The organism is Streptomyces sp. NPDC096310, assembly GCF_044763125.1.
In the GTDB taxonomy this organism is placed as follows: Bacteria; Actinomycetota; Actinomycetes; order Streptomycetales; family Streptomycetaceae; genus Streptomyces.
The window spans coordinates 62,510-84,719 of record NZ_JBIWFO010000019.1; the positions used below are offsets into that span (position 1 = coordinate 62,510).

Here is a 22,210-nt window from a genome sequence, read left to right on the forward strand (position 1 = left end):
AGAGTTACCTTACGCCGGGCGGAAGCCAGAGAGCGGTCCTAGGGCTCACAAGTGTCGCACCCTGGTTTGTCAGGAACTGAGAACAAGCAGGACAGAAAGGCCTACTGGCTGCAATCCCACCAGGACTAAGACCTAGGTGCTGAGCTGCAGTTACTAGCTTCACTTCAGCATGCGCACCATTACTCATCGATATAGCCAATTCTCCAGCGTCAAGAGAATCAGCCCTTTGGATCAGAGTGAGGTTACTCCTCGCTCCAACAGCAGACAGATCAATGCCTCCACCAACGCCGTCGGCGTGCAACACCCCGGTAGTCCTGTACCGCTGGCCGCCTGACGGAATCAGAGAATGCAAGTCGTCGGCCCTATCGGTCAGATGACCTAGGTCGGCAGCCCCGCCGCCGCAGTTGTGAACCAGGACCGGGGTAGCCCCCGCCAGCACATAGTACGTGTGCAAGTCACCGACGGTGAGGTTGTAGACCGCCTCGTCCGGTACGGTCCGGTGTTCGACCGTCGTGATCTGGACGAGTGTGCCCGCGCCGGTGCGCAGCCACTGGCCTGGTCGGAGGTCGGTGGCGTCGATCCATTCGTCGAGTTCGGGGACCCAGAAGGGGTGGCCGTCCGTCGCCGTGACCTGGGCTGTTTTCTTGCCCTGCTTGCCGTCGGTGTCGATGACGACCTTGACCAGGTGTTTCAGGCCCTGGCCCTTGATTTCGGCGGTGACCGTCTCGATGCGGGTCTCGCCCGTCTTCGGGTCGGTCGCGATGACCTTGTCGCCGGTCTTCACCTGCTCGATCGGCTTCGTGGTGCCGTCGGCCATCTGCACCTTGGTGCCTGCCACGAAGCTGTTGCCGACCGAGCAGGAGCCGCCGCCGTCGGCCTTGCCCGAGCCGCCGCTGCCGCTGGAGCCGCCGCTGTTGCGGGAGGAGCCGCCGGAGTTGCCGCCCGGCTTGGAGCCGCCGGCCTTGCCGCCGGCCTTGCTTCCGCCGCCGCCACCGCCGGAGGCCTTGTGGGTGGAGACCTTCGGGGCCGCCTTCGCCTGGGCCTGCTTCTGGACGGCGTTGCCGGTTTTCTTGGCTTGTGCCGCGGCCCTGTCGGCGATTCTCTTCGCCTGTTCGGCCGCCTTTTTCTTGGCTCTCTGGGCGGCTTCCCTCTTCGCCTTCTCGATCGCCGCCTTCTTGGCCCGCAGCGCCGCCGCTTCCGCCGCCTTCGCCGCCTTCAGGACCAGTTCCGCCGCCTTCTTGGCCGTGCGGAAGGCCATGACGGCGTTGATGGTGCGGTCGACCGCCTTCAGCACCGAGGGGATCTTGCCCAGCTTGCTCCAGGGGATCGCCCCGATGATCAGGCTGCCGCACGACCACATGTCGCCGCCGAAGCAGGACATCGCGTCGTTGATGCCGATGAAGTCCTTCAGGGTGTCCCACGCGACCGCGAGGATCACCGAGGTGAGGGACTTGCCCATCATGGCCTGGGCCTGCGAGACCTGGGCCGGCGAGAGGCCCGCGCCGGCCAGGGCCGCCGCGCGTTCCGAGGCCGTCAGGGAGATGGCCAGGCCCGTCGGGTCGGACATCGTGACGGGGTTGTTGTGGGCGTACGCGTAGCCGTTGGACTGGAGGACGTCGTTCAGGTCCACGACCGGGTCCGCCGACAGGAAGCGGCCCACCAGCGGGTCGTACAGCCGCGCACCCAGCGGCTGGAAGCCGGAGGAGTCGTCGCGGGTGGCGCCCAGGAAGCCGGTGTGCGACTGGAGGTTGGCGCCGGTCGTGCTGGTGCCGCGCTGGTTGCCGAACGGGTCCTGCTTGCGGATCCGGACCGTGTTCGTCGTGTTCAGGGCGACCTCGGCGTAGGTGCTGCCCTGGTGGTCACCCGCCAGCGCGACCAACTGCTCGGCGCCCTCGCCGTTCGCGTACCGCATGACCGCGCCGCCCGGCGCCGCGTAGGTGCGCTGCGTGTGGATCAGGGCGCCGCCCGCCGCGACCGTGACCTCGGTGTCGCCGAGGGAGAGCGTGGCCTGCTTGCCCTTGATCGAGAGCAGCCGGCTGCCGTCGGGACCGTAGATGTACCGGGTGTCGTTCTGCGCAGCCCACTGCTGCTCGGCCTTGCCGGTCGTGCAGGTGGCCAGTACGAGGGGGGTCGCGCTGGCCGGGTCGGCGTTCTGGACTGTTACGCACAGGCCCGATGCCACGTGCGTGAGCTGGCCGGACGCCGTCCGCTTCAGCTCTTGGGCCGGTTTGCCGTCACACTTCTGGATTCCGAGCGCCGAGCCCGCCGTGTTGGCCGCCGGCTGTACGCACCAGTCGTCATGGACGGTCAGTGCGCCCCGGTCCGCGTCGGCCTGCCCGGGCGTCGGCGTGAAGCGCCAGCTCTGGGCCGGGGACGTGTTGCAGGGGTAGAGCTGGAGCGGCTGGGCGGCGGTCGCCAGGCCGTTCTTCAGATCGAGGCACTTGTCGGCCAGGCCGACGTACGGAGTCTTCCCGCCCGTGCCCTGGCCGGTGATGCGCTCGACCTGGCCGTCGTGGGTCCAGGACAGCTCCTGCTTGTCGCCGTTCTGGGACGAGGTGATCGACTTGGTCTCGCCGGTGAGTTCGTACAGGCGCTCCGCCTCGGTCTTGACCTGGGCGCCCTCCGGGGTGGTGTAGGCCTTCGAGACCTTCGTCAGCGTGTGCGGCTGGGTGCCGTCCGCCCTGCCGTACGCGTACGAGGTGACCGCGTCCTTCGCCGTCGTGCCCGTCAGGTCCTTCTCGGTCAGCTTCTCGCGGTTGCCGACCAGGTCGTACTCGTACTCCTGCCAGTAGCCGGAGCTGTCCTTGCCCGCCGCGACGTTCAGCGAACCGTCACTGTTCTTCGGGGCCGTGCAGGCGGTCTGCTCCTTGGCGGTCCAGGCCGTCTTGAGCTGGCCGAGCGGGTCGTAGGTGAAGCACTGGCGTTCGGCGATGCCGGTGGAGTGCTCGCGGATCGAGGTGACGTTGCCGGACGGGTCGTAGGTGTAGGCCCGCTTGGAGACGAGGTTGCCGGCGACGACGCTCTGGTCGCCGGTCTGCTCGCGGTAGACGGCCTGATCGGTCAGTTCACCGCTGGACTCGTCGTACGTCGCCTGTGTCCACACCCGGTTCGGCTGCGCGCCGAGCGTCGAGCGCTGGACCTGGCCGAAGGAGTCGTAGACGGTCTCGGCGCCGTACCAGTCCTTGCCGGAGAGGGAGAGCGGCTTGCCGTCCTCGTTGTAGCGGACGACGAGCTTCTCCGCGTCGAACCGGCCGGCCTTCGGAAGCGTCGCCTCCTGGAGCATGCCGTTGTCGTTGTACGCGTACCCGTAGGTGTACGACGTCTCCAGACCCCACGCGGTCTTCAGCGAGTCCGGGAGGGTGAGGGTGGTCGAGGTCGGCTGGTAGTCCTTGGTGTAGCCGTCGACCTTCTGCGTGTACGCCTCGCCGTCGGTGTAGCGGGTCGCGGTGTACGGCATGCCCTTGCCGCCGGGCGCCTTGTCGTAGTCGAGGACGGCCAGCAGCTTGCCGGTGGAACTGTCGAGGCGCTGCTGGGTCGGCCGCGACAGAAGGTCGTAGCCGTTCCAGACCGTGACGTTCCGGTCGTTCTTGGAGGTCAGGACGCGGTCACGGTGGTCGTACGTGGTCTTCATGGTGCCCGTGTCCGGGTCGCTCGCCGTGACCTGACGGCCCCGGTGGTCGTACGTCCAGCTCCACGGGTGCTTGGTGTCGGCCGAGCTGGTCGCCTTCTCCATACGGCCGTGCTGGTCGTACGCGTACCGCATCGAGGTGAAGCCGTCCGGCGCCGCCGGGTCGAAGGTGTCGACGCGGGAGGTACGGCCGAGGGCGTCGGTGTAGACGCGGTAGTCGGAGGTGCCGGCCGGGTTGACGACCTTCGACCAGTCCTGGCCGTACTCGTAGCGGGTGGCCCGTTCCGGGACCGGCTGTGAGGTGGCTTCCTTGGTCAGCGGGTCGAGGACCTTCAGGACCGGGGTCTCCGCCAGGACCCGGCCGAGTCCGTCGTAGGTGTAGCGCGTGATGTTGGGTACGGCGGTGTCGGCGAGCGGGGCGAACAGCTCACCCGGCTTCGCGTCGTGGGTGAGATAGGCGTTGTTGGTCTGCCAGACCTCGCCCGAGGTGTTGTAGAGGGTGTCGGTGATCAGATGACCGCCGCCGTCGGCCTCCTCCTGCGTCTGCCGCTCGCGGCCGAGACCGTCGTAGAGGGTGACGGAGGTTTCGATCCGGTCCTCGTGGCCGCGCGCCTGGGTGGTGACGTACGGCGGCTTGCGGTCGGGGTTGTTCTCGTCGTACCGCGGGATGGTGTAGGTCGCGCGGAAGTCCGGGACGGACGAGGAGGACGGCGTACGGCCCGCTCCCCATGCCTCGGACATGCGGCCCAGGGGGTCGTACTTCGCCTCGCTGACCTGGCCGTTGGCGTCCGTGGTCCTGAGGTTCGTGGAGCGGCCCGGCTCCAGTTCCTGTGTCTGCGAGTGGCCCGCGGCGTTGGTCTCGGTGATCGTGAAGACCTGGCCGGTGGGCGGGTCGTAGGTGATCGTGCCGGCGTTGCCGTCCGCGTCGTACTGCTTGGTGACGCGGCCCATGGCGTCGAACTCGGACCGGCCGTCGCTCTGGAAGCCGGTGCCCGTGCCGTTCAGGGACCACGTCTGGGTGGCCTCACCGAGGCTGCCGGCGGCGAGCGCGGTGCCGTAGCCCTGGCCGTCGTAGGCGGTGCGCGTACCGCCGCTCAGCGTGGACAGGTCGGCGAAGTCGGCGGCGGCGCAGGTGGTCGGGGAGACCAGGACCTGCTTGGTCAGACCGATGAGGTGCTTGGCGCTCTGGTGGGCGTACTCCAGCCTGGTGCACGACTCGTCGCCGCTCCTGCCGGTGTCGCCGAGCGATTCGACCTGGGTGGGCAGACCGTACGTCGGGTCGTAGGACGTCGTGGACCTGACGGTCCGCTGGGTGCGGGTGTCGTCGCCGGTACCGGAGGAGCGGGTGTACGCGACCTCCTCGGGCTCGGTGACCCGCCAGGCGCGCAGCGGGCTCAGACCGTCGTCGCGGTCCCTTTTGGCCAGTTCGGTGGCTTCGGGGACGGTGACGCTGCGCGAAAGCCAGTCGGTGTCCGCGTCGGAGGCGCTGCTGTACGTCAGTTCCTCGGCGATACGGCCGGCGAAGGGCTCCCGGTCCTTGGCGATCTCGGCGCCGGTGATGTCCTTGACGGGGACGGTGTCGCCCATGCCGCGGAAGTAGCGGGTGACGGACTTGGACTTCTTGCTGCCGATGGACTTCTCGTCCGTGCCGGTGATGACCGTGGTCTGCTCGAAGCCCGCGAACTGGGCGTACGTACGGGTGGACTTCTTGGTGAACTCGGCCTCGGCGAGCTTCCAGCCCGCGTTCTGGTAGGCGTAGGCCGTCTGTGTCGCGAACGCGCCGTCGACGTTGGGGAGTTCCTCGATGGTGTCCACCACGTACTTGTGGAACCAGTCGATCTCCTCGGCCTCGGGGTCGGGGTGCCAGAACGACGGATAGCACAGCCGGGTGTTGGCCTTCAGCGCCGCGGTGTCCTTCTTGCCGGGTAGACCGGTGCCCGAACCGCACTGCCCTTCGGGCTGTTTGTACGTGACGACGGTCTCGCCGCCGTACTCGTTGATGACCCGCGCGATCCGCAGCCGGGAGAAGCCGGGGCGCGCGTCGTTCTTCACGCGGTTCGGCATGTCCTCGGCGTTGGACTCGAAACGCACCGCGTTCAGGGTGACGCTGTCGTCGGTCGAGCCCTTCCGGGCGTAGCCCGTGCGTTGGATCGACTCCAGCCACAGGGCCGTGTTGGCGCCGGTCTTCAGGACCGGGAAGCTCTGCTTGAGGGTGTACTTGTCGACCACTTGGCGGGCGTCGGTGGTGGTGAGGCGCTGGGACGAGGTGGTGATGGTGGTCAGCCGCTTGCGGGTCCAGAACGACGGTCCTGCGTTCCAGCACTTCTTGCCCGCCTGGCAGCGCAGGTCGGCCGGGGTGTCGTACCAGATGCGGTACTTGCCCGGGTCCTTGTCGGCGAAGTTGTCGTTCGAGCAGGTCAGCGCGCCCTCAGTGAGGCAGCGCTCACCGACCGCGAAGGAGACGCGTTCCGTGGCCGGGGAGGCGAAGACACCGTCCTTGGTGTTGCGCTGGCCGTAGTCGATGTGGTCGAGCCAGCCGCCGCGGTCGTAGCGGACCGGGGCCTTGAAGTTGAAGTTGCGGGCGTAGTAGTTCTCTTCCTTGTTCCACCACAGGGACATGGCGTTGCCGTGGACGTTCTCGACGTAGTCGAGGTTCCAGCGCCAGGCCTGGGTGCACCAGGAGCCCGCCCAGTCACCGGACTTGTAGCAGTCCTCGCCGGAGTGGTTGCCGTACACCGGCACGGTCAGGACCGAATCGGTGACCGGCTGGCCGCTCGACCAGCCGGGCAGCTTGTGCTTGCCGAAGTGGTACCGGGTGCCGTCGCGGGTGGTGACGACCCAGTACTCGCCGTTCCGCGCGCCGTTGCCGGTGGTGTCGTCCTTGATCTGCTCGACCTTGGCGCCGTCGCCGTTGGCGGTGGTCCACTTGCCGTCGTCCCACACCAGCTCGGTGGTCATGCCGCCGAGGGAGAGCGTCGCGTTGTTCGAACCCCAGCACAGGTCCGCGGTGCGGTGGGTGGCGTTGTTCGAGCCGGGCTTCTTGGAGTCCTCACGGCAGGTGGCGTACGAGCGGGTGATCGAGCCCGGGTTGTAGTCCCAGCCGTCGCCGATCCAGGACGCCTGGTTGTTGGACGCCGAGGTGCGGCCGTCCACCGACTGGGAGGAATAGCTCAGGTCGACCTTCGGCGTCAGACCGCCCGCGGACTCCGGGACCTGCACCTGATAGCCGTAGGTGAAGGCCCCTGAGGACGAACCCGCCGACCAGGAACCCGAGGAGAGCAACGGGGTGGCGGTGAAGTCGCCGGAGGCGGAGGACCCGGTGTCCAGGGCCCCGACCACCTGGGGACCGGAGGCGTCGACGGCCGGGAGGACGGAGGTGGGGGTGGAGGTGGAGGCCGAAGCCGTACGGACGGACGCGCCGGAGGCGGACGCGCCGGAGTCACCGGAGTCGTTTGCGTCGCCCGCGTCACCGGACAGCAGCCCGGCGACTGGGACCGAGCCCGAGAGGATCTTGCGGGTCGGAGACTTCTCGGCGGCGGTGGTCCGGGTCGGTGCCTCGGCGGCCGGGACCACCTCGACCGAGCTGCTCAGCCGCTCGGCCTTCTCCTCGGCCGTGCCGGACATGGTCGTGGCGCCCTCGGCGGCGCAGTCGCCGGTCTCGGGGGCGTCCATGACACAGTCGGGCAGCAGCATCAGGCCGAAGCGGTCGGCGGCCTGGGGCCCGTAGAGGTCGGCGAAGGCCGTGGTGTCGACGGCGAGCACGACCTCGGCGGCCGGGTCGGCGGTGGCCGGCGGGGTGACCCGCATGATCAGGCCGGAGACGCCCGCGTCCTGGGACGTGGTCGGCGGGGCCAGATCGACCTTCCAGTCACCCGCGAGGGCGGACGCGTCGCCGCCCTCGGGCACGCCGACCGCGATCGGCAGTTCGTCGACCGGGACGGTGGTGCCGGGCGCGGTGTCCGTCTTCAGCGTCCCGATGCCACTGCCCTTGGTCCACGGGGTGACGGCGGTCGGCGCGTACGGGTCGACCGGGACCTCGGGCGCGGTGGTGAGGCTCTTGTCGGCCTCCTCGTCACCGTCGACCGCAGTGTTCTCCGGCAGTTCGGGCAGCTCGAACGACCGGCTCATGCCGGGACCGGGCACAGCGAACGCGCCGTCGCTCAGACAGGTCACCGTCAGCGTCGAAGACAGCAGAAGGACGGTCGCCGTGCGGGCATGCCGCCGACGCCGTCGTTGTGACTCCGTCCTGACCAGGCGTCTTCGACCCAACCAGGACAGTGGACCTTGAACACGCATACGCGACGACCCCACCCAGGCGATGCAAAAAACAACAGAGGCGGTCCGCACCTTCTGTCATGAGCGCCACAGACTTCAAGGGCATTGTGTGACCACGGGACAACACCCTGTGAGGTGCCTCACACGAAAACCGCTGTCAAATCACCGTTTGAACGACTTCGCACACCAGATCCATCAACAACCCTGCTTACCGCCACACACCCACCGGCCAAGATCATCTAAATCCGACACTCACGATAGGTGACCAAGCGCTCACCAAACCTCCGTCACGGATTCATAAACTTTTCATACGTGGACGCACTGTGAAAACCGTGTGATCGTGTCCGCGCCCATGTCCTCATCCGCCTGGTTCACACGGGAGTAGACCGTGGTGTCCGCGCCGCCCCGCTTTCTCAGCCCCTTCGTGCGCACACGCACCCGGCTGACCCTCACTCTCGGCCTGGTTCTGGCCGCACTGACCGCTGCCCTGCTGCCGTGGTGGCAGTCCGACGACCCGTCACCACCCGAGGCCCGCACACCGATCGACGTACGCAAGGCGGCGACCGCTCCTCGCGACCAGACCGCCGCCGCGGCCGAGGCCCGACGCACCGGCAAGGCGGTGATCGTCGACACGGCGACCACCGCCACCGACCTGACCTGGGTCCAGCCGGACGGTCAACTGCGCACGCAGATGGCCGCGCTGCCCCGGCGGGCGAAGAACGCCGAGGGGCGGTGGGCGCCGATCGACAACCGCCTGCGCCGCACCGCCGGCGACCCCGACGGCCTCGGTGTCCGCCCGGCCAACCCGGCCGTACCGCTGCGGTTCGCCGACGGCACGGCCGCCGCCGGGAAGACGCGCGCGAACCGGTCGTACACCAGAGCGCTGTTGACGGCCGATCAGACGTCCTCCGGTGAAACGGTGTTGGCGGAGACGGTCGTCCATGGCCACGTCATCTCGTACACCTGGCAGGGCGAGCTGCCCGAGCCGGTGCTCGACGGTCCGCGCGCCCTCTACTCGGAGGCGCTGCCGGGCGTCGATCTGCTCCTGGTCGCGCGGGAGGAGGGCGGCTTCGCGCAGTTGCTCATCGTCAAGGACCGTGAGGCCGCCCGGAACCCGGCGCTGACGAAGATGTCGTACGGGCTGAGGTCGTCGACGGCCGTCTTCCGGTACGACACGACGGCAAGCCGGATCCTGGTGCTGGACCCGGACGGCAAGGAGATCGGGTCCGTGCCGACGCCGTTCGCCTGGGATTCCAGCGGCCGGGATCCGGAGGCGCCCGAGGGGACGGACGGGGGAACGGACGAGGGAGCGACGGAAGGCACCGGCCCGGGGACCGACCCGGACACGGATCCGGGCACCGACGAGCCGCGTACCTCGGTCGCCACTACGGAAGACGTACTGAAGCTGTCCGGACTGACCGGAATCGAGCCGGGGGCCCGGCAGGCTCCGGCCCCGATGGAGCTGGCCGGGGACGGTACGGGGACGGCGCGGATCGACGTGAAGGTCGGCGAGACCGGCCTGCTCAACGATCCTGAGGCCCAATTCCCGGTGTTCGTCGACCCGACCCTCAACGCGGGCTGGGTGGCCTGGACCGTGGCCTACAAGCCGCACCCGAACACCAGCTTCTGGAACGGCACCAACTTCAGTTCGGGCACGTCCGACGCACGAGTGGGCCACGAGGACGACACCGGCGGCACCGCCCGCTCCTACTGGCGGATGAGGTACAGCACCACACTGAAGGGCGCGACGGTCACCTCGGCCAAGTTCAAGGTGCTCAACAACCACTCCTGGTCCTGCACCAAACGGGAGTTCCAGTTCGGGCTGACCGGTGCGATCTCCTCGGGTACGACATGGAACAAGAAGCCGGGCTGGGCGGGCACGGTCCTGAAGCAGTCGTTCGCGCACGGCTGGTCGTCCAGTGACTGCCCCGACGCCTACGAGTCGTTCGACGTGAAGTCGGGCGCGCAGAAGGGCGCGGACAGCGGCTGGTCCACCATCACCTTCGGGATGCAGGCCACCAGCGAGAGCGACACCCAGACCTGGCGGAAGTTCCGGGCCACCTCGGCCGAGCTGACCGTGGTCTACAACCGCAAGCCGGCCGTGCCCAGCAGTGTCACCTCCACCCCGGGCGGTGCCTGCAAGGCCACCACGGCCGGCACGACGATCGGCAAGACCAACCTGGTCCTGTCGGCGAAGTCCACCGACCCGGACGGCAACCTCAAGGGGCTGCGCTTCCGGTTCTGGAAGTCGGGCGCCAGCACTCCGGCCGGCACCCTCGTCACCAGTCTCTCCAGCGGCAAGGGCACACTGACCGTCCCGTCGACCACTCTGGTGGACAAGGGCGTCTACCACTGGGACGTACGGGCGGAGGACTCCGGCGGCCTGGTCTCCGCGTACTACCCCACCAGCGGCAACCGGTGCACCGTCACGGTCGACGGCTCGGCCCCGCCGCCGCCGACCGTCGAGAGCGACGTCTTCCTTGAGGCCACCGACGACGGCCTGACCTGGGCGACCGTCAAGTTCCCCGGTTCCGGGGCCGTCACGTTCACCTCCCCGGGCACGGCGAAGTTCCAGTACGGCATCGACGGCCTGGGCTGGACCGATGTGACCGCAACCAACGGCACCGCCACCGTCCCCGCCCTGAAGCCCTCCCACTCGGGCCCCAACTCGCTCCGGGTGTACGCCTTCGACTCCAACGGGAACAAGAGCGCCGTCACCAACCACATCTTCTACGTCCAGCCCGGCGACAAGGGCGACAGCCCCGGTGACACCGGCGGCGACGGGATCCCCGACCTCCTCAAGGTGGACAGCGCCGGAAACCTGTTCACCTGCGTCGGGTTCCCGGACGGCGAACTGAACGGCTGCCTGGACGCCTCGTACACCTCAGGCACCTCGGGTACGTCCGGCAAGCAACTGCACCCGGAGAACCACTGGTACAACCCCACCACCGGCAAGGCCGCGCTGATCAGCCATTACGGGGACGCCTACCCCGGCGACGGCATCACCGACCTCTTCGCCGTCACCCCGGACGGCGCCCTCTGGCTCTACCCCGGCGACGGCTACGGCAGCTTCGACGTCGGCAAACGGATCAGAATCCTGCTCCCCTCCAACGCCCCGGCCCCCTCCACCTGGACCCAGATCAAGGCTCTGGGCGACATCGACGGCGACAAACTCCCCGATCTCGTCCTGCGGGCCGGCCCCGCTTTCTGGATCCTGTCCGGCTACACCGGCGCCACCTTCCGGACGGCGACGCTGATGAACGTCGACGCATGGGCCCGCCGCGACATCGTCAACGTCGCCGACATCAACGGCGACAGCGTCCCCGACCTGCTGTGGCGCAACCTGGACAACGGCAACATGTACGTCCGCCACGGCAAGCCCGGCAAGGCGGGCGGCGCCGACCTCGAATCGCTCAAGCTGGCCTCGAACTCCCTCAACGGGGACGTCTCCTACGGAACGAGCTGGACGGAGGCCAACATCTCGACGGCCCTCGGTGTCCCCGACATCAACGGCGACGGCATCCCCGAGATCTGGGCCCGCTCCGGCGTCGACGGAAAGATGCGGATCTACCACCCCTCGAAGACCAACACGAACGCCCCGGTCAAGGTCGCCCTGGCCGAGGACTGGAGCTCGGTGAGAGCCCTCGGCTGACCCGCTTGGACCCGCGCTGATCGCTGATCGGTCCGAAGGGGCAACGTCCGGTGCGCTGCCCCGCACCCGCTCGGCCGCCGAGCGCGAACGCACGACGGCCGGGTTCTGGTTGCCCCCTCCATCCAGGGGGCAACCAGAACCCGGCCGATATCGGAGCAACCGACCTCCGACCAGGCCAGTGGCTGCGCACCGGCGCGGGCACACTCGTCCAGATCACGACGGTCGAACACCGGACCGTACCGGACGAGGCGGTCTACAACCTCACCGTCGGTGACTTGCACACGTACTACGTGCTGGCAGGGGCTACCCCGATCCTCGTTCACAACTGCAATGTCAACGGTGCGGCCGAGGTCAGGATCCCTGACTGGGCTACAGATGCAGAGGCGCAGCAGTTTGCGGACTATGTAGATGCGGCCAATGATGCGATTGCCCGGGGCCAGATGTCACCTACGGGCCGCGTTTCCACTGCTGGTGCAATCAGGAGGGAGGCGGCACGTGAGGCGGCGGCCGAGCGGCGCCGTGCGGTGGCAGCTGGAACCCCGTACTCCGGAGTGGCTGGGCATGCGCCTGACGCGATGTGGCTGGGCCATGGGGTACCCCCCACCTGGATTGATATGACGAAGCGGGTGAACAGCAGCCTTTCTGCCCAAGGGCAACGCTGCCCTGTAGGGTGCAGCCCTAGAAGCTTCGTACTCGTGGACAATAGGGGTGGCGGTGTCTGATTGGTCGAGGCTCTTCGCAGAAATGGAAACGGCTAAGCGCAGGTTGGCGGTGAGTGACCGAGACGGGCTGTGGCGTCACGAGCAACGTCGACCTCCAGCCATACCGGATCGGATCACGGAGATCGCCAGGGTGACGCACTGTTCGATGGACCCTGAGTACGCAGATTTCCTCCTGCATGCGGATGGTTGGCCAGCCATTTTGCAAGATATTGATCTATTTGGCACGGCGGACTTCGATACCGACGCTTACGCCGAATCTGAGGAATTGGTGCGGGTGATCGAAGATGAGGTGGAGATCGAGCGTGGAGAAGGCTTCACTCGCTTGATTCCCATCGGGGCGTCACGGACGGATATCGACATCCTCGTCATGCCGTGTGCGAGCGATTTGAAGCGATCGGCCCCTGTCATCTGGCTTGCGGGCGGGGAAGTCGAAAGGTACCAAACCTTCTCCGATTTCTTTCAGGGGATGATCGCCGAGAATAACGCGGAGGCGGACTCCCTGGCGTGACTCGCCAGTTGTCCACCCCCCGAGTGACAAGAGCAAATGTGAAGCCCCGCCAGGGGTCTTGGGTCTAGTGGTTGTCGCAACACCCCAGTTCAGGGGATGCGATGGACTTCGAGATCCGGAAGGTCCGCAAGGCTCATGGGCCTATGAAGTTGCGGCGGGAGCGGGAGCGATACTTCCTGCTTGTGCGACAGGGCTTGTGCAACAAAGAGGCGTCCCGACTGGTGGGCGTCAACGAGCGGACCGGACGTGAGTGGCGTAACGGCCGCAGTGATCCGGCCAGGTTTCGGGCGCCTGCCCAGCAAGGGCGGGCGCCCGTCGCCATGTCGTCGGGCCGGTATCTGCGCGACGATGAACGGCTTCACATCGCTGACCGGCTGCGGGAGAAGGCCACGATCCGTGCGATCGCCGCGGAGCCGGGCCGCAGCCCGTCCACGGTCAGCCGGGAGATCCGCCGCAACCGCACCACGGATCCTCGTGGTCAGTGGCACTACCGCCCCCACGCGGCCCAGGCACGTGCAGGTACGCGGCCACACTGCCCTGCGCGGAGGGGACGGGGACGCCGCGGTTGCTGGCGGCGATCTTCTCGGTGAGCTTGGCCGGGACGTCTCTGCGGGTGGTGCCGTAGACGCGGAGGGGGAGGGGGAGCCGCCGGATACGTCCTCGGCGCTCGCAACCGCAACATGCCGTGTGCCGGCGCAGGCCGTGCCGTGACCTCGTTCTTGTCGAGCGGGAAAGCGCTGCCGCCATGGCGCGGGCCCCGCCCTCCGGTCCTTCCTCCGTCGCCGTCGTCGTACGCCGCCGTCAGTTCCGCGCCCTCGCCCGGCGCGAGACCACCGCGCGCAGTACCCGCTGGCCCTCGGTCGACAGGTCCATCGCCCGGCGCATCGCGCCCGCGTCGCCCGCCGGGTCGGTCAGGATCTCCAGGATCCGGATCTGGCGCCGCAGTTCGCCGGCGACCAGCGGGCCGACTCCGTCGCCGCCCTCCGTTCCGTCCACCGCGTCGGCCACGGCCGCCGGGTCCTCACGGCAGCGCACCAGCCACGCGGCCGCGGCGGCGCTGCCGCTCTCGCCGACCGCGTCGAGCTTCTGGTGGATCTCCAGCGCGACGACGGAGCAGGTGTCGGCCCAGACCCGCAGTGGTCCGGCTTCCCACCGGGGCGGCGCTGAGCCGAGCATGGTCCGTACGAGCGCGAGGGTGACCCCCGCGCCGGAACCGCCCCCTGCCTCCGAAGCCGCCGCTTCCGGCTCGGGGCCCGGCTCCGCCGCGATCGCCGCGTCCAGTGCGGCCCTGGCCTCCGCCAGCCGGTCCGGCCACCCCGTCGCTCCGGCGGCGACACCCGCCCACAGCGGGCGCAGCGCATCAGGCTCCTCGGCCAGCGGTGGCAGGCACCGGTCGAGGCAGGCGAGACCGCTCGCGGCCAGGCCTCGCTCGTCCGCCTGCGCGATCAGTTTCACCAGACTCATGAATGTCTCCCGTCGCGGACGCAGTACTGACCAGTACTGCGTCGATCACCCGGAAAATGTCACTCCGAGATCGCGCGTAGACCGCCCATAGGCCGTGGAACGCCCATCCATGCATCAACCATCTTTCAACGGCCCGCCCTTGGAGGGCCTGACCGATCTCCTCGATCTCCTCCGCAGGGCCGCCCGTGGAACACCTGTCTCCCACGGGCGGCCCTGTACGCAGGTCGCGCGGTTCAGACGCCGAGCTTCCCCGCGAGCGCCGTGAACGCGCTCCAGCTCCGCGTCGGCTTGTCCGGGTTCCACAGTTTCTGCGCCACCGCGGCCAGCGGCATCCGGATGCCCTGGGCGACCTGGGTCTCGGTCTGGGCGTTCGGGAAGTCGCCCCAGATCGCGAACGCGCCGCCCTGGATCTGCTTCGAGTACCGCTCCGGCACCGGCTTCGTGCCCCGCAGGACCAGCGGGGTCCAGTCCTCGTAGATGCGCTTCCCGGTCGGGTAGACGAAGTCGTTCGGCTCGCCGAGCACGTAGTAGAGGTACTCGTCGTTGAAGTTCACGACCTTGCGTCCCTCACTCAGGTACGCGACCGGCTCGCGCGCCCCGATCTCCTTGCCCGTCCAGTACTGGACCTCCATGTCCGGGTCGGCCTTCACGACCCCGCCCTTGAACAGGCCGTCGTTCCAGACCTTGAGCTTCTTGCCGTACGGGCCGAGCGCCTTGCCCCGGTCGTTCGTCCAGGCCGTGGTCAGGTCCTGGATCCGCGCGTTCGGGCCGTACTTCTGGACCGCGAGCCGGGCCAGCTCCGGGTAGGAGGCCTCGGGGTTCCGGACCACCAGGGCCTGGTACTCGTCCGCGCCGAGGTTCCACCACTTACCGGGGAAGAGCTGGGCGAACTCGCTCTGGAGGTCGTCCACGATCTTCGCCGCGGCCGGCTGGGAGATGTCGATCGCGCCCTTGGTCGGCTGCCCGTTGACGTTGCGGAGCTGGAGGGAGGGGTGCGGGCGCATCACGGCGCCGAGGTGTCCGGGCGAGTCGATCTCCGGGACGACGGTGATGTGCAGCCGGTCGGCGAGCGCCAGGATCTGGCGGACCTGGGCCTTGGTGAGGTGCTGCTGGGAGACGATCTCGGGGTGGGTCGTGGACTCGATCCGGAACCCCTGGTCGTCCGAGAAGTGCAGGCCGAGCTGGTTGAGCTTGAGGTCGGCCATCTCCCGCAGCCGGTCCTCGATCCAGCCCGGCGTGTAGTACTTGCGGGCGATGTCGAGGTTGAGCCCGCGCTGCGGGCGGGCGGGGGCGTCCCGTACGACCCCTTCCGGCATCGTGCCGTCGGCGCGTACCGCCTGCTTGAGCGTGCGGGTGCCGTAGAAGACCCCGGCCTGGTCGGGCCCGGTGATCCGGACCTTGTTGTCACGGGCGGTGAGGGTGTACGACTCGGCGGCGCCGCTGCCGCTCGCGAGAGCCAGCTCGACATCGCCGGCCCGGGCGGCGACCGCGCCCCGGTAGGAGATCTTCAGCTCCTGGGAGAGCAGCTTCCCCTCGTCGGCCAGTCCCTCACTGCCCTTGGCTATGACGACCCCGCTGTCCGGGGCGGGTTTCCAGCCGGGACCTCTGGCCGCCTCGTGCTTCCGTACGGAGGGTATGGACTGCGGCGCCTTGGAGAGCGGATAGGACCGTGTGGGTGAGGGCGTGGCCGCGGCGCTGGTGGCGGAGCGGCCCGCGGTGTTGTCCGAGGAGCCGGCGTTTCCGCTCCCGGAGTCGCAGCCCGCGACGGTGACAGCGGTGGCCAGGGCTACGGCCGCCGCTCCGGCGGCCCGGGTACCCGGGGATGACCACATCACTCAAACCTCCTGTGTACGGATGTACGGCATACGTGCGACACGTGTACGGCATACGTGCGACACGATTACGGCGAAGGTCCCACGGCGACGTCCATTCCGCGCGCCGAAACTCTCCCATCCGGGTGAATCGCGCGCAGCCGTCGGACGTCTCGCTCAGGGCATCGATAACGTTTACGACGCATCCGCCCCTGCCGGCTCAACCATTTCGTGTGCCAGTACGTCTGTCTTTGTGCCGGTCGTGTGTGCAGACCGTACGGACGGGTCGTGCAGGGCCGCTCCGGCCGTACGCACGTGTCGTCCGCACATGTCGTATCACCCCGCCGACCATCCGCTCACATCACGCCATCTCCCCGGGCATGTGCCCGTGGGACATGTGCCCGACCGCTGTCGTCCCACCGCGTTCGAGGAGCCTTCGCTGTCCCGCGCATCAGACGCCGGCCACTCGGACGGCCTGCCCCGTCCGACCGGCCTGCCCGTTCCGACCGGCCTGCCCCGTCCGACCGGCCTCGCCCGCTTCAACGCCGCCGCACCGGCCGCCGCCGAAGCCGCGCTGCTCACCTGCTGCGGCAGCCACCGCTGGGCCGAGCGCGTCGCCGCCCACCGCCCGTACCCCGATCTCGACTCGCTGCTCGCCGCCTCCGACGAGGCCGGTTACGACCTGCCGGTGCCCGATCTGACCGAGGCGCTGGCCGCCGAGTCCTCCGCCGTACCGCCGCTCCCGGCGCCGCGCGCCGCACGGACGGCGCTGCACGCCGCGCATTCCGCGTACGAGAGCAGCTTCGGGCACCCGTTCGTGATCAGCCTGGACGATCGGAGCCCCGAGGAGCACCTGGACCACATACTGGCCGGTATCCGCACCCGGCTCTCCCACGACCCGGACCTGGAGCGCTCCGTCTCCGCCGACGAGCTGCGGCGACTCGCCCGGGGCCGGATCGTCCGGCTGCTCTCAGGGGGAGCGGGTCCGGCCGGGCGGCAGCCGGGGCCGCCGGACCCGCGTACCCCGGAATCCGGCGGGATTCCGGGCCGTTCCGGCTGTTCAGGGTGGAGCGATAGCCCGTCCGTGGCTGTTTGATTGCCTGTTTGATCACATCTATGGGACCCCACGCGAAGGAACCGACAAGTCGTCGCTACCATTGCCGGGGCCGGTGGACCGTACCCGGCCGGGCGCGACCGACACCACTGTGCTTGATTGAGTAGAAGATGGCGGCCGGCCCCGATCCCCGCTCCCGGAGGGCTTTTCCGTGCCGGCTGGAACGCTGTACCGCGGCCGGGAAGGAATGTGGTCGTGGGTGGCTCATCGAGTCACCGGCGTGCTCATCTTCTTCTTCCTGTTCGTACACGTGCTGGACACCGCTCTCGTCCGCGTCTCGCCAGAGGCGTACGACGATGTCGTGGCGACCTACAAGACGCCGCTCGTGGCGCTGCTCGAATACGGCCTGGTGGCCGCGATCCTCTTCCACGCGCTCAACGGCCTGCGTGTCATCGCCGTGGACTTCTGGTCCAAGGGCCCCCGCTACCAGAAGCAGATGCTCTGGTCCGCCGTGGGCATCTGGATCATCCTGATGGTCGGTGCCCTCTACCCCGTGCTCGGCCACGCCGTACGCGAAGTCTTCGGGAGCTGAGAGTTCTGATGTCCACCGACACCACGCCCGCTTCCACCACCACTTCCGCGATCAGTCCGGTCGAGGGCGAGAGCCTCTACGACGTGGATCACCCGGCTCCGCTGATCGAGCCGCCGCGCAAGCGCACCGGCAAGACCCCGAAGTCGACCCGCGGCAACTTCGAGATGGCCGCGTGGCTCTTCATGCGCCTCTCCGGAGTCGTCCTCGTCGTCCTGGTCATCGGCCACCTGCTCATCCAGCTCGTACTGGACGGCGGTGTGTCCAAGATCGGCTTCGCCTTCGTGGCCGGCCGCTGGGCCTCCCCGTTCTGGCAGGTCTGGGATCTGCTGATGCTCTGGCTCGCCATGCTGCACGGCGCCAACGGCCTCCGCACGATCATCAACGACTACGCGGAGCGCCCCAACACGCGCCTGTGGCTCAAGGGCCTGCTGTACACCGCCACGGTGTTCACCATCCTTCTGGGCTCGCTGGTGATCTTCACCTTCGACCCGAACATCCGCTAGAGCCGGGGCAGACGAGACCAATGAAGATCCACAAGTACGACACCGTCATCGTCGGCGCCGGCGGCGCCGGTATGCGCGCGGCCATCGAGTCGACCAAGCGCAGCCGCACCGCGGTGCTCACGAAGCTCTACCCGACCCGCTCCCACACGGGCGCGGCGCAGGGCGGCATGGCCGCCGCGCTCGCCAACGTGGAGGAGGACAACTGGGAGTGGCACACCTTCGACACGATCAAGGGCGGCGACTACCTGGTCGACCAGGACGCCGCCGAGATCCTGGCGAAGGAGGCCATCGACGCGGTCCTCGACCTGGAGAAGATGGGCCTGCCGTTCAACCGCACCCCGGACGGCACCATCGACCAGCGCCGCTTCGGCGGCCACTCCCGTAACCACGGCGAGGCGCCGGTCCGCCGGTCCTGCTACGCCGCGGACCGTACGGGCCACATGATCCTCCAGACCCTGTACCAGAACTGCGTCAAGGAGGGCGTGGAGTTCTTCAACGAGTTCTACGTCCTGGACCAGCTCCTCACCGAGGTCGACGGGGTCAAGAAGTCGGCGGGCGTCGTCGCGTACGAGCTGGCCACCGGCGAGATCCATGTCTTCCAGGCGAAGTCGGTCATCTACGCGTCCGGCGGCACCGGCAAGTTCTTCAAGGTGACCTCGAACGCGCACACCCTGACCGGTGACGGCCAGGCCGCGTGCTACCGCCGCGGGCTGCCGCTGGAGGACATGGAGTTCTTCCAGTTCCACCCGACGGGCATCTGGCGCATGGGCATCCTGCTGACGGAGGGCGCCCGCGGTGAGGGCGGCATCCTCCGCAACAAGGACGGCGAGCGCTTCATGGAGAAGTACGCGCCCGTCATGAAGGACCTCGCCTCGCGTGACGTCGTCTCGCGCTCCATCTACACGGAGATCCGCGAGGGCCGCGGCTGTGGCCCCGAGGGCGACCACGTCTACCTGGACCTGACGCACCTGCCGCCGGAGCAGCTCGACGCCAAGCTGCCCGACATCACGGAGTTCGCGCGGACCTACCTGGGCATCGAGCCGTACACGGACCCGATCCCGATCCAGCCGACCGCGCACTACGCCATGGGCGGCATCCCCACCAACGTCCAGGGCGAGGTCCTCCGCGACAACACGACGGTCGTCCCCGGGCTGTACGCGGCCGGCGAGGTCGCCTGTGTGTCGGTGCACGGCGCCAACCGCCTCGGCACCAATTCGCTGCTCGACATCAACGTCTTCGGCCGCAGGTCGGGCATCGCCGCGGCCGAGTACGCGGCGAAGAACGACTTCGTCGAGCTGCCCGAGGACCCGGCGTCGCTGGTCGAGGCCCAGGTCGAGCGGTTGCGCGCGTCCACGGGCAAGGAGCGGGTGGCGACGCTGCGCCTGGAGCTCCAGGAGTGCATGGACGCCAACGTGATGGTGTTCCGCACCGAGCAGACGATCAAGACGGCCGTCGAGAAGATCGGCGAGCTGCGCGAGCGCTACCTGAACGTCTCCGTCCAGGACAAGGGCAAGCGGTTCAACACGGACCTGCTGGAGGCCATCGAGCTGGGCAACCTGCTCGACCTGGCCGAGGTGATGGCCGTCTCCGCGCTCGCCCGCAAGGAGTCGCGCGGCGGTCACTACCGCGAGGACTTCCCCAACCGTGACGACGTGAACTTCATGCGCCACACCATGGCGTACCGCGAGGTCGGCGACGACGGCAACGAGTCCATCCGTCTCGACTACAAGCCGGTCGTCCAGACCCGCTACCAGCCGATGGAGCGTAAGTACTGATGGCTACCCCGACCCTGGACAAGCTCAGCGCGCTGGAGGCGGACTCCACCTCCTCGCACCTCATCGCGGTCACGTTCCGGATCCGCCGGTTCAACCCCGAGGTCTCCGCGGAGGCCGAGTGGCAGGACTTCCAGATCGACATCGATCCGAAGGAACGCGTCCTCGACGCCCTCCACAAGATCAAGTGGGATGTCGACGGCACCCTGACGTTCCGGCGCTCCTGCGCACACGGCATCTGCGGCTCCGACGCGATGCGGATCAACGGCCGCAACCGGCTGGCGTGCAAGACGCTGATCAAGGACATCATCTCGACGGACAAGTCCGGCGCGGTCTCCAAGCCGGTCACGATCGAGGCCATAAAGGGGCTGACGGTCCTCAAGGACCTCATCGTCGACATGGACCCGTTCTTCCAGGCGTACCGCGACGTGATGCCCTTCCTGGTCACCAGCGGTAACGAGCCGACGCGGGAGCGCCTGCAGTCCGCCGAGGACCGCGAGCGATTCGACGACACCACCAAGTGCATCCTGTGCGCCGCGTGCACGTCGTCCTGCCCGGTGTTCTGGAACGACGGGCAGTACTTCGGCCCGGCCGCGATCGTCAACGCGCACCGCTTCATCTTCGACTCGCGTGACGAGGCGGGCGAGCAGCGCCTGGAGATCCTGAACGACAAGGACGGCGTGTGGCGTTGCCGCACCACGTTCAACTGCACGGACGCCTGCCCGCGCGGTATCGAGGTCACGAAGGCGATCCAGGAAGTCAAGCGTGCGCTGATCACGCGCCGCTTCTGACGCCGTCGCGATGTCGCCCGGCCCGAAGCCCGTTCCCGTACGCATGCCGTACGGGAACGGGCTTCCGGTGTGTCAGGATCGGTGCGAGGCAGCCGAGGAGGCCCCATCGGGCCCGGGGAAGCGGGGAATGAGATGAGCGAGCCAAATCCGTACGCGGACGGTGACTACACCTGGGGTCCGGCGCAGCAGTCCGGCCCTGGAACCCCGGCGGGCCAGCCCGGACCGTATACGCCTGGGACCCCGCAGTACGACTTCCCGCCCCCGACACTCGCCGACGGCCAGTCGTTCACGCCCCCGGGATACGGCTTCCCCCCGCCGGCCCAGGGCTATCCCCCGGCCCCCATGGGCGGCCCGGGCCCCGGCGGCGGCGCGCCGCTGCTGGCGATCGGCGACATCACGGTCACGGGCGACTCGATCATCACCCCTTCGGGCACGATGCCGCTGAAGGGCGCGGTCTGGAACGCGACGGACATGTCCCGCACGGAGGAGAAGATCCCCACGCACGCCATTGTGCTGGCGATCGTCTTCGGTCTGCTCTGCCTGGTCGGGCTCTTCTTCCTCCTGATGAAGGAGAAGCGGACGACGGGCTTCGTCCAGGTCATGGTCACGAGCGGCGGCAGGCACCACTCGACGATGATCCCGGCGATGGGCCCGGAGTCCTTCCAGATGGTCATGGGCCAGATCAACTACGCCCGGTCACTGAGCAACATGTGAGGCCGGGCCCCGGCTGAAGCGCCAGGCTGTTGGCCGGGGGCGCGCGGTAGTGGAGTGGGGCGGCGGCGCGCTTCGTCAAGCGTCCGCCGACCGGATGGGGGTTGGGGCTCATGCCCCGCTGGTCACTGTCGGGTGTTGGGTGCGGGTTCGGGCGGTGGCCTGCCGGGTGGGGTGGGTGCCGGGAGTCCCGATCAGCGCTTCCCCACCCGAAAAGCATGCACTATGCCCCACTTTGACCTACCTGGCAGGGGGTTGGGTGCCCGTTGTTCCACTCGTGCGGACCGAAAGCTCCCCTATCCGGGACTTTCGGTCCATGCACCCCCTCTAGGCACCACACCTGCCCCACACGTCACACCCGGCCCGAAGTCACCCGGCCCCTCCACCCACGAACAGTGACCAGCGGGGCATGAGCCCCACCAACAACCCACCACCGGCCGCCGGGCCCGCCCCATGCAGCCCCTCAGGGTTGCCCTTCCCCCTCATCCGCTTTCAGCGGCGCAGCCGCAGGCGGCGGTTCGTAGTCCGGGCACTTCGGGCTGCCGCACTCGCACGGCGGCCACTTCAGCGCCGACCCCGGCGCCAGGTCGGCGCCCTCCGCCCCGGGCTCGCCCTTGCGCACGACGAGCGTGCCGTCGACTCCGAAGGTCGCGATCAGCATGGACAGGCGCTGCCGCGCCTCGCTGCTCGTCATTCCGACCTCCGCAGGCCGCACGCCAAACGCCCC

13 protein-coding genes and 2 pseudogenes are annotated in these 22,210 nt (G+C 68.5%); 10 read left to right on the top strand and 5 right to left on the bottom strand.

The window, feature by feature from the left end; all coding sequences use genetic code 11:
• Positions 1–4: 4 nt before the first annotated feature.
• Positions 5–7,756: a polymorphic toxin-type HINT domain-containing protein gene (locus tag ACIQ7D_RS28125; RefSeq protein ID WP_403942089.1), complete on the bottom strand. Its 7,752-nt coding sequence runs from the start codon at positions 7,754–7,756 to the stop codon at positions 5–7.
• A 571-nt stretch (positions 7,757–8,327) separates the two neighbouring features.
• Here ACIQ7D_RS28125 and ACIQ7D_RS28130 point away from each other — a divergent pair.
• The 4 genes and pseudogenes from ACIQ7D_RS28130 to ACIQ7D_RS28145 form a co-directional block, all read left to right on the top strand.
• Positions 8,328–11,555, top strand: a complete 3,228-nt coding sequence (locus ACIQ7D_RS28130; protein WP_403942091.1) for an FG-GAP-like repeat-containing protein — start codon at positions 8,328–8,330, stop codon at positions 11,553–11,555.
• 50 nt (positions 11,556–11,605) lie between these two features.
• Positions 11,606–12,277, top strand: a complete 672-nt coding sequence (locus tag ACIQ7D_RS28135; RefSeq protein WP_403942094.1) for a hypothetical protein — start codon at positions 11,606–11,608, stop codon at positions 12,275–12,277.
• A gap of 145 nt (positions 12,278–12,422) precedes the next feature.
• Positions 12,423–12,785, top strand: coding sequence for a hypothetical protein (locus tag ACIQ7D_RS28140; protein ID WP_403942096.1), 363 nt, complete (start codon positions 12,423–12,425; stop codon positions 12,783–12,785).
• 320 nt (positions 12,786–13,105) lie between these two features.
• Positions 13,106–13,186, top strand: a pseudogene (locus ACIQ7D_RS28145) (hypothetical protein); the annotation flags it as partial.
• A gap of 115 nt (positions 13,187–13,301) precedes the next feature.
• Here the strand turns inward: ACIQ7D_RS28145 and ACIQ7D_RS28150 are convergent.
• The 3 genes and pseudogenes from ACIQ7D_RS28150 to ACIQ7D_RS28160 form a co-directional block, all read right to left on the bottom strand.
• A pseudogene (locus tag ACIQ7D_RS28150) lies at positions 13,302–13,418 on the bottom strand (site-specific integrase); the annotation flags it as partial.
• A 168-nt stretch (positions 13,419–13,586) separates the two neighbouring features.
• A complete protein-coding gene (locus ACIQ7D_RS28155; protein WP_403942098.1) occupies positions 13,587–14,249 on the bottom strand; it encodes a hypothetical protein in 663 nt (220 codons plus the stop codon).
• A 233-nt stretch (positions 14,250–14,482) separates the two neighbouring features.
• Positions 14,483–16,081, bottom strand: coding sequence for a glycoside hydrolase family 20 protein (locus ACIQ7D_RS28160; protein WP_403942101.1), 1,599 nt, complete (start codon positions 16,079–16,081; stop codon positions 14,483–14,485).
• A 307-nt stretch (positions 16,082–16,388) separates the two neighbouring features.
• On the opposite strand from ACIQ7D_RS28160, the gene ACIQ7D_RS28165 reads away from it, so the two are divergent.
• From ACIQ7D_RS28165 to ACIQ7D_RS28190, 6 genes are all read left to right on the top strand, one after another.
• Positions 16,389–17,156 carry a 2-oxo-4-hydroxy-4-carboxy-5-ureidoimidazoline decarboxylase gene (locus ACIQ7D_RS28165; RefSeq protein ID WP_403942103.1) on the top strand — a complete coding sequence of 256 codons (768 nt, stop codon included), beginning with the start codon at positions 16,389–16,391 and terminating at the stop codon, positions 17,154–17,156.
• 169 nt (positions 17,157–17,325) lie between these two features.
• Positions 17,326–17,706 (top strand): succinate dehydrogenase, cytochrome b556 subunit, encoded by a 381-nt coding sequence (gene sdhC, locus ACIQ7D_RS28170; protein WP_403942105.1) that lies wholly within the window; start codon positions 17,326–17,328, stop codon positions 17,704–17,706.
• 8 nt (positions 17,707–17,714) lie between these two features.
• Positions 17,715–18,209 carry a succinate dehydrogenase hydrophobic membrane anchor subunit gene (locus ACIQ7D_RS28175; protein WP_403942107.1) on the top strand — a complete coding sequence of 165 codons (495 nt, stop codon included), beginning with the start codon at positions 17,715–17,717 and terminating at the stop codon, positions 18,207–18,209.
• A gap of 20 nt (positions 18,210–18,229) precedes the next feature.
• Positions 18,230–19,984 (top strand): succinate dehydrogenase flavoprotein subunit, encoded by a 1,755-nt coding sequence (gene sdhA / locus ACIQ7D_RS28180; protein ID WP_403942109.1) that lies wholly within the window; start codon positions 18,230–18,232, stop codon positions 19,982–19,984.
• Positions 19,984–20,772 (top strand): succinate dehydrogenase iron-sulfur subunit, encoded by a 789-nt coding sequence (locus ACIQ7D_RS28185; RefSeq protein ID WP_403942111.1) that lies wholly within the window; start codon positions 19,984–19,986, stop codon positions 20,770–20,772. The genes sdhA and ACIQ7D_RS28185 overlap by 1 nt, the downstream gene beginning before the upstream one ends.
• A gap of 132 nt (positions 20,773–20,904) precedes the next feature.
• Positions 20,905–21,486 (top strand): hypothetical protein, encoded by a 582-nt coding sequence (locus ACIQ7D_RS28190; protein ID WP_403942113.1) that lies wholly within the window; start codon positions 20,905–20,907, stop codon positions 21,484–21,486.
• 460 nt (positions 21,487–21,946) lie between these two features.
• On the opposite strand, the gene ACIQ7D_RS28195 is transcribed toward ACIQ7D_RS28190, so the two are convergent.
• Positions 21,947–22,177, bottom strand: a complete 231-nt coding sequence (locus ACIQ7D_RS28195) for a hypothetical protein (protein ID WP_403942115.1) — start codon at positions 22,175–22,177, stop codon at positions 21,947–21,949.
• Positions 22,178–22,210 lie beyond the last annotated feature (33 nt).

Excerpts from the sequence above, each read along its gene's own strand:
- ACIQ7D_RS28125 (WP_403942089.1), bottom strand. The coding sequence starts at position 7,756 with ATGAGCCGGTCGTTCGAGCTGCCCGAACTGCCGGAGAACACTGCGGTC.
- ACIQ7D_RS28140 (WP_403942096.1), top strand. The coding sequence starts at position 12,423 with ATGGACCCTGAGTACGCAGATTTCCTCCTGCATGCGGATGGTTGGCCA.
- ACIQ7D_RS28155 (WP_403942098.1), bottom strand. The coding sequence starts at position 14,249 with ATGAGTCTGGTGAAACTGATCGCGCAGGCGGACGAGCGAGGCCTGGCC.
- ACIQ7D_RS28160 (WP_403942101.1), bottom strand. The coding sequence starts at position 16,081 with ATGTGGTCATCCCCGGGTACCCGGGCCGCCGGAGCGGCGGCCGTAGCC.
- ACIQ7D_RS28165 (WP_403942103.1), top strand. The coding sequence starts at position 16,389 with ATGTCGTATCACCCCGCCGACCATCCGCTCACATCACGCCATCTCCCC.
- ACIQ7D_RS28175 (WP_403942107.1), top strand. The coding sequence starts at position 17,715 with ATGTCCACCGACACCACGCCCGCTTCCACCACCACTTCCGCGATCAGT.
- sdhA (WP_403942109.1), top strand. The coding sequence starts at position 18,230 with ATGAAGATCCACAAGTACGACACCGTCATCGTCGGCGCCGGCGGCGCC.
- ACIQ7D_RS28185 (WP_403942111.1), top strand. The coding sequence starts at position 19,984 with ATGGCTACCCCGACCCTGGACAAGCTCAGCGCGCTGGAGGCGGACTCC.
- ACIQ7D_RS28190 (WP_403942113.1), top strand. The coding sequence starts at position 20,905 with ATGAGCGAGCCAAATCCGTACGCGGACGGTGACTACACCTGGGGTCCG.
- ACIQ7D_RS28195 (WP_403942115.1), bottom strand. The coding sequence starts at position 22,177 with ATGACGAGCAGCGAGGCGCGGCAGCGCCTGTCCATGCTGATCGCGACC.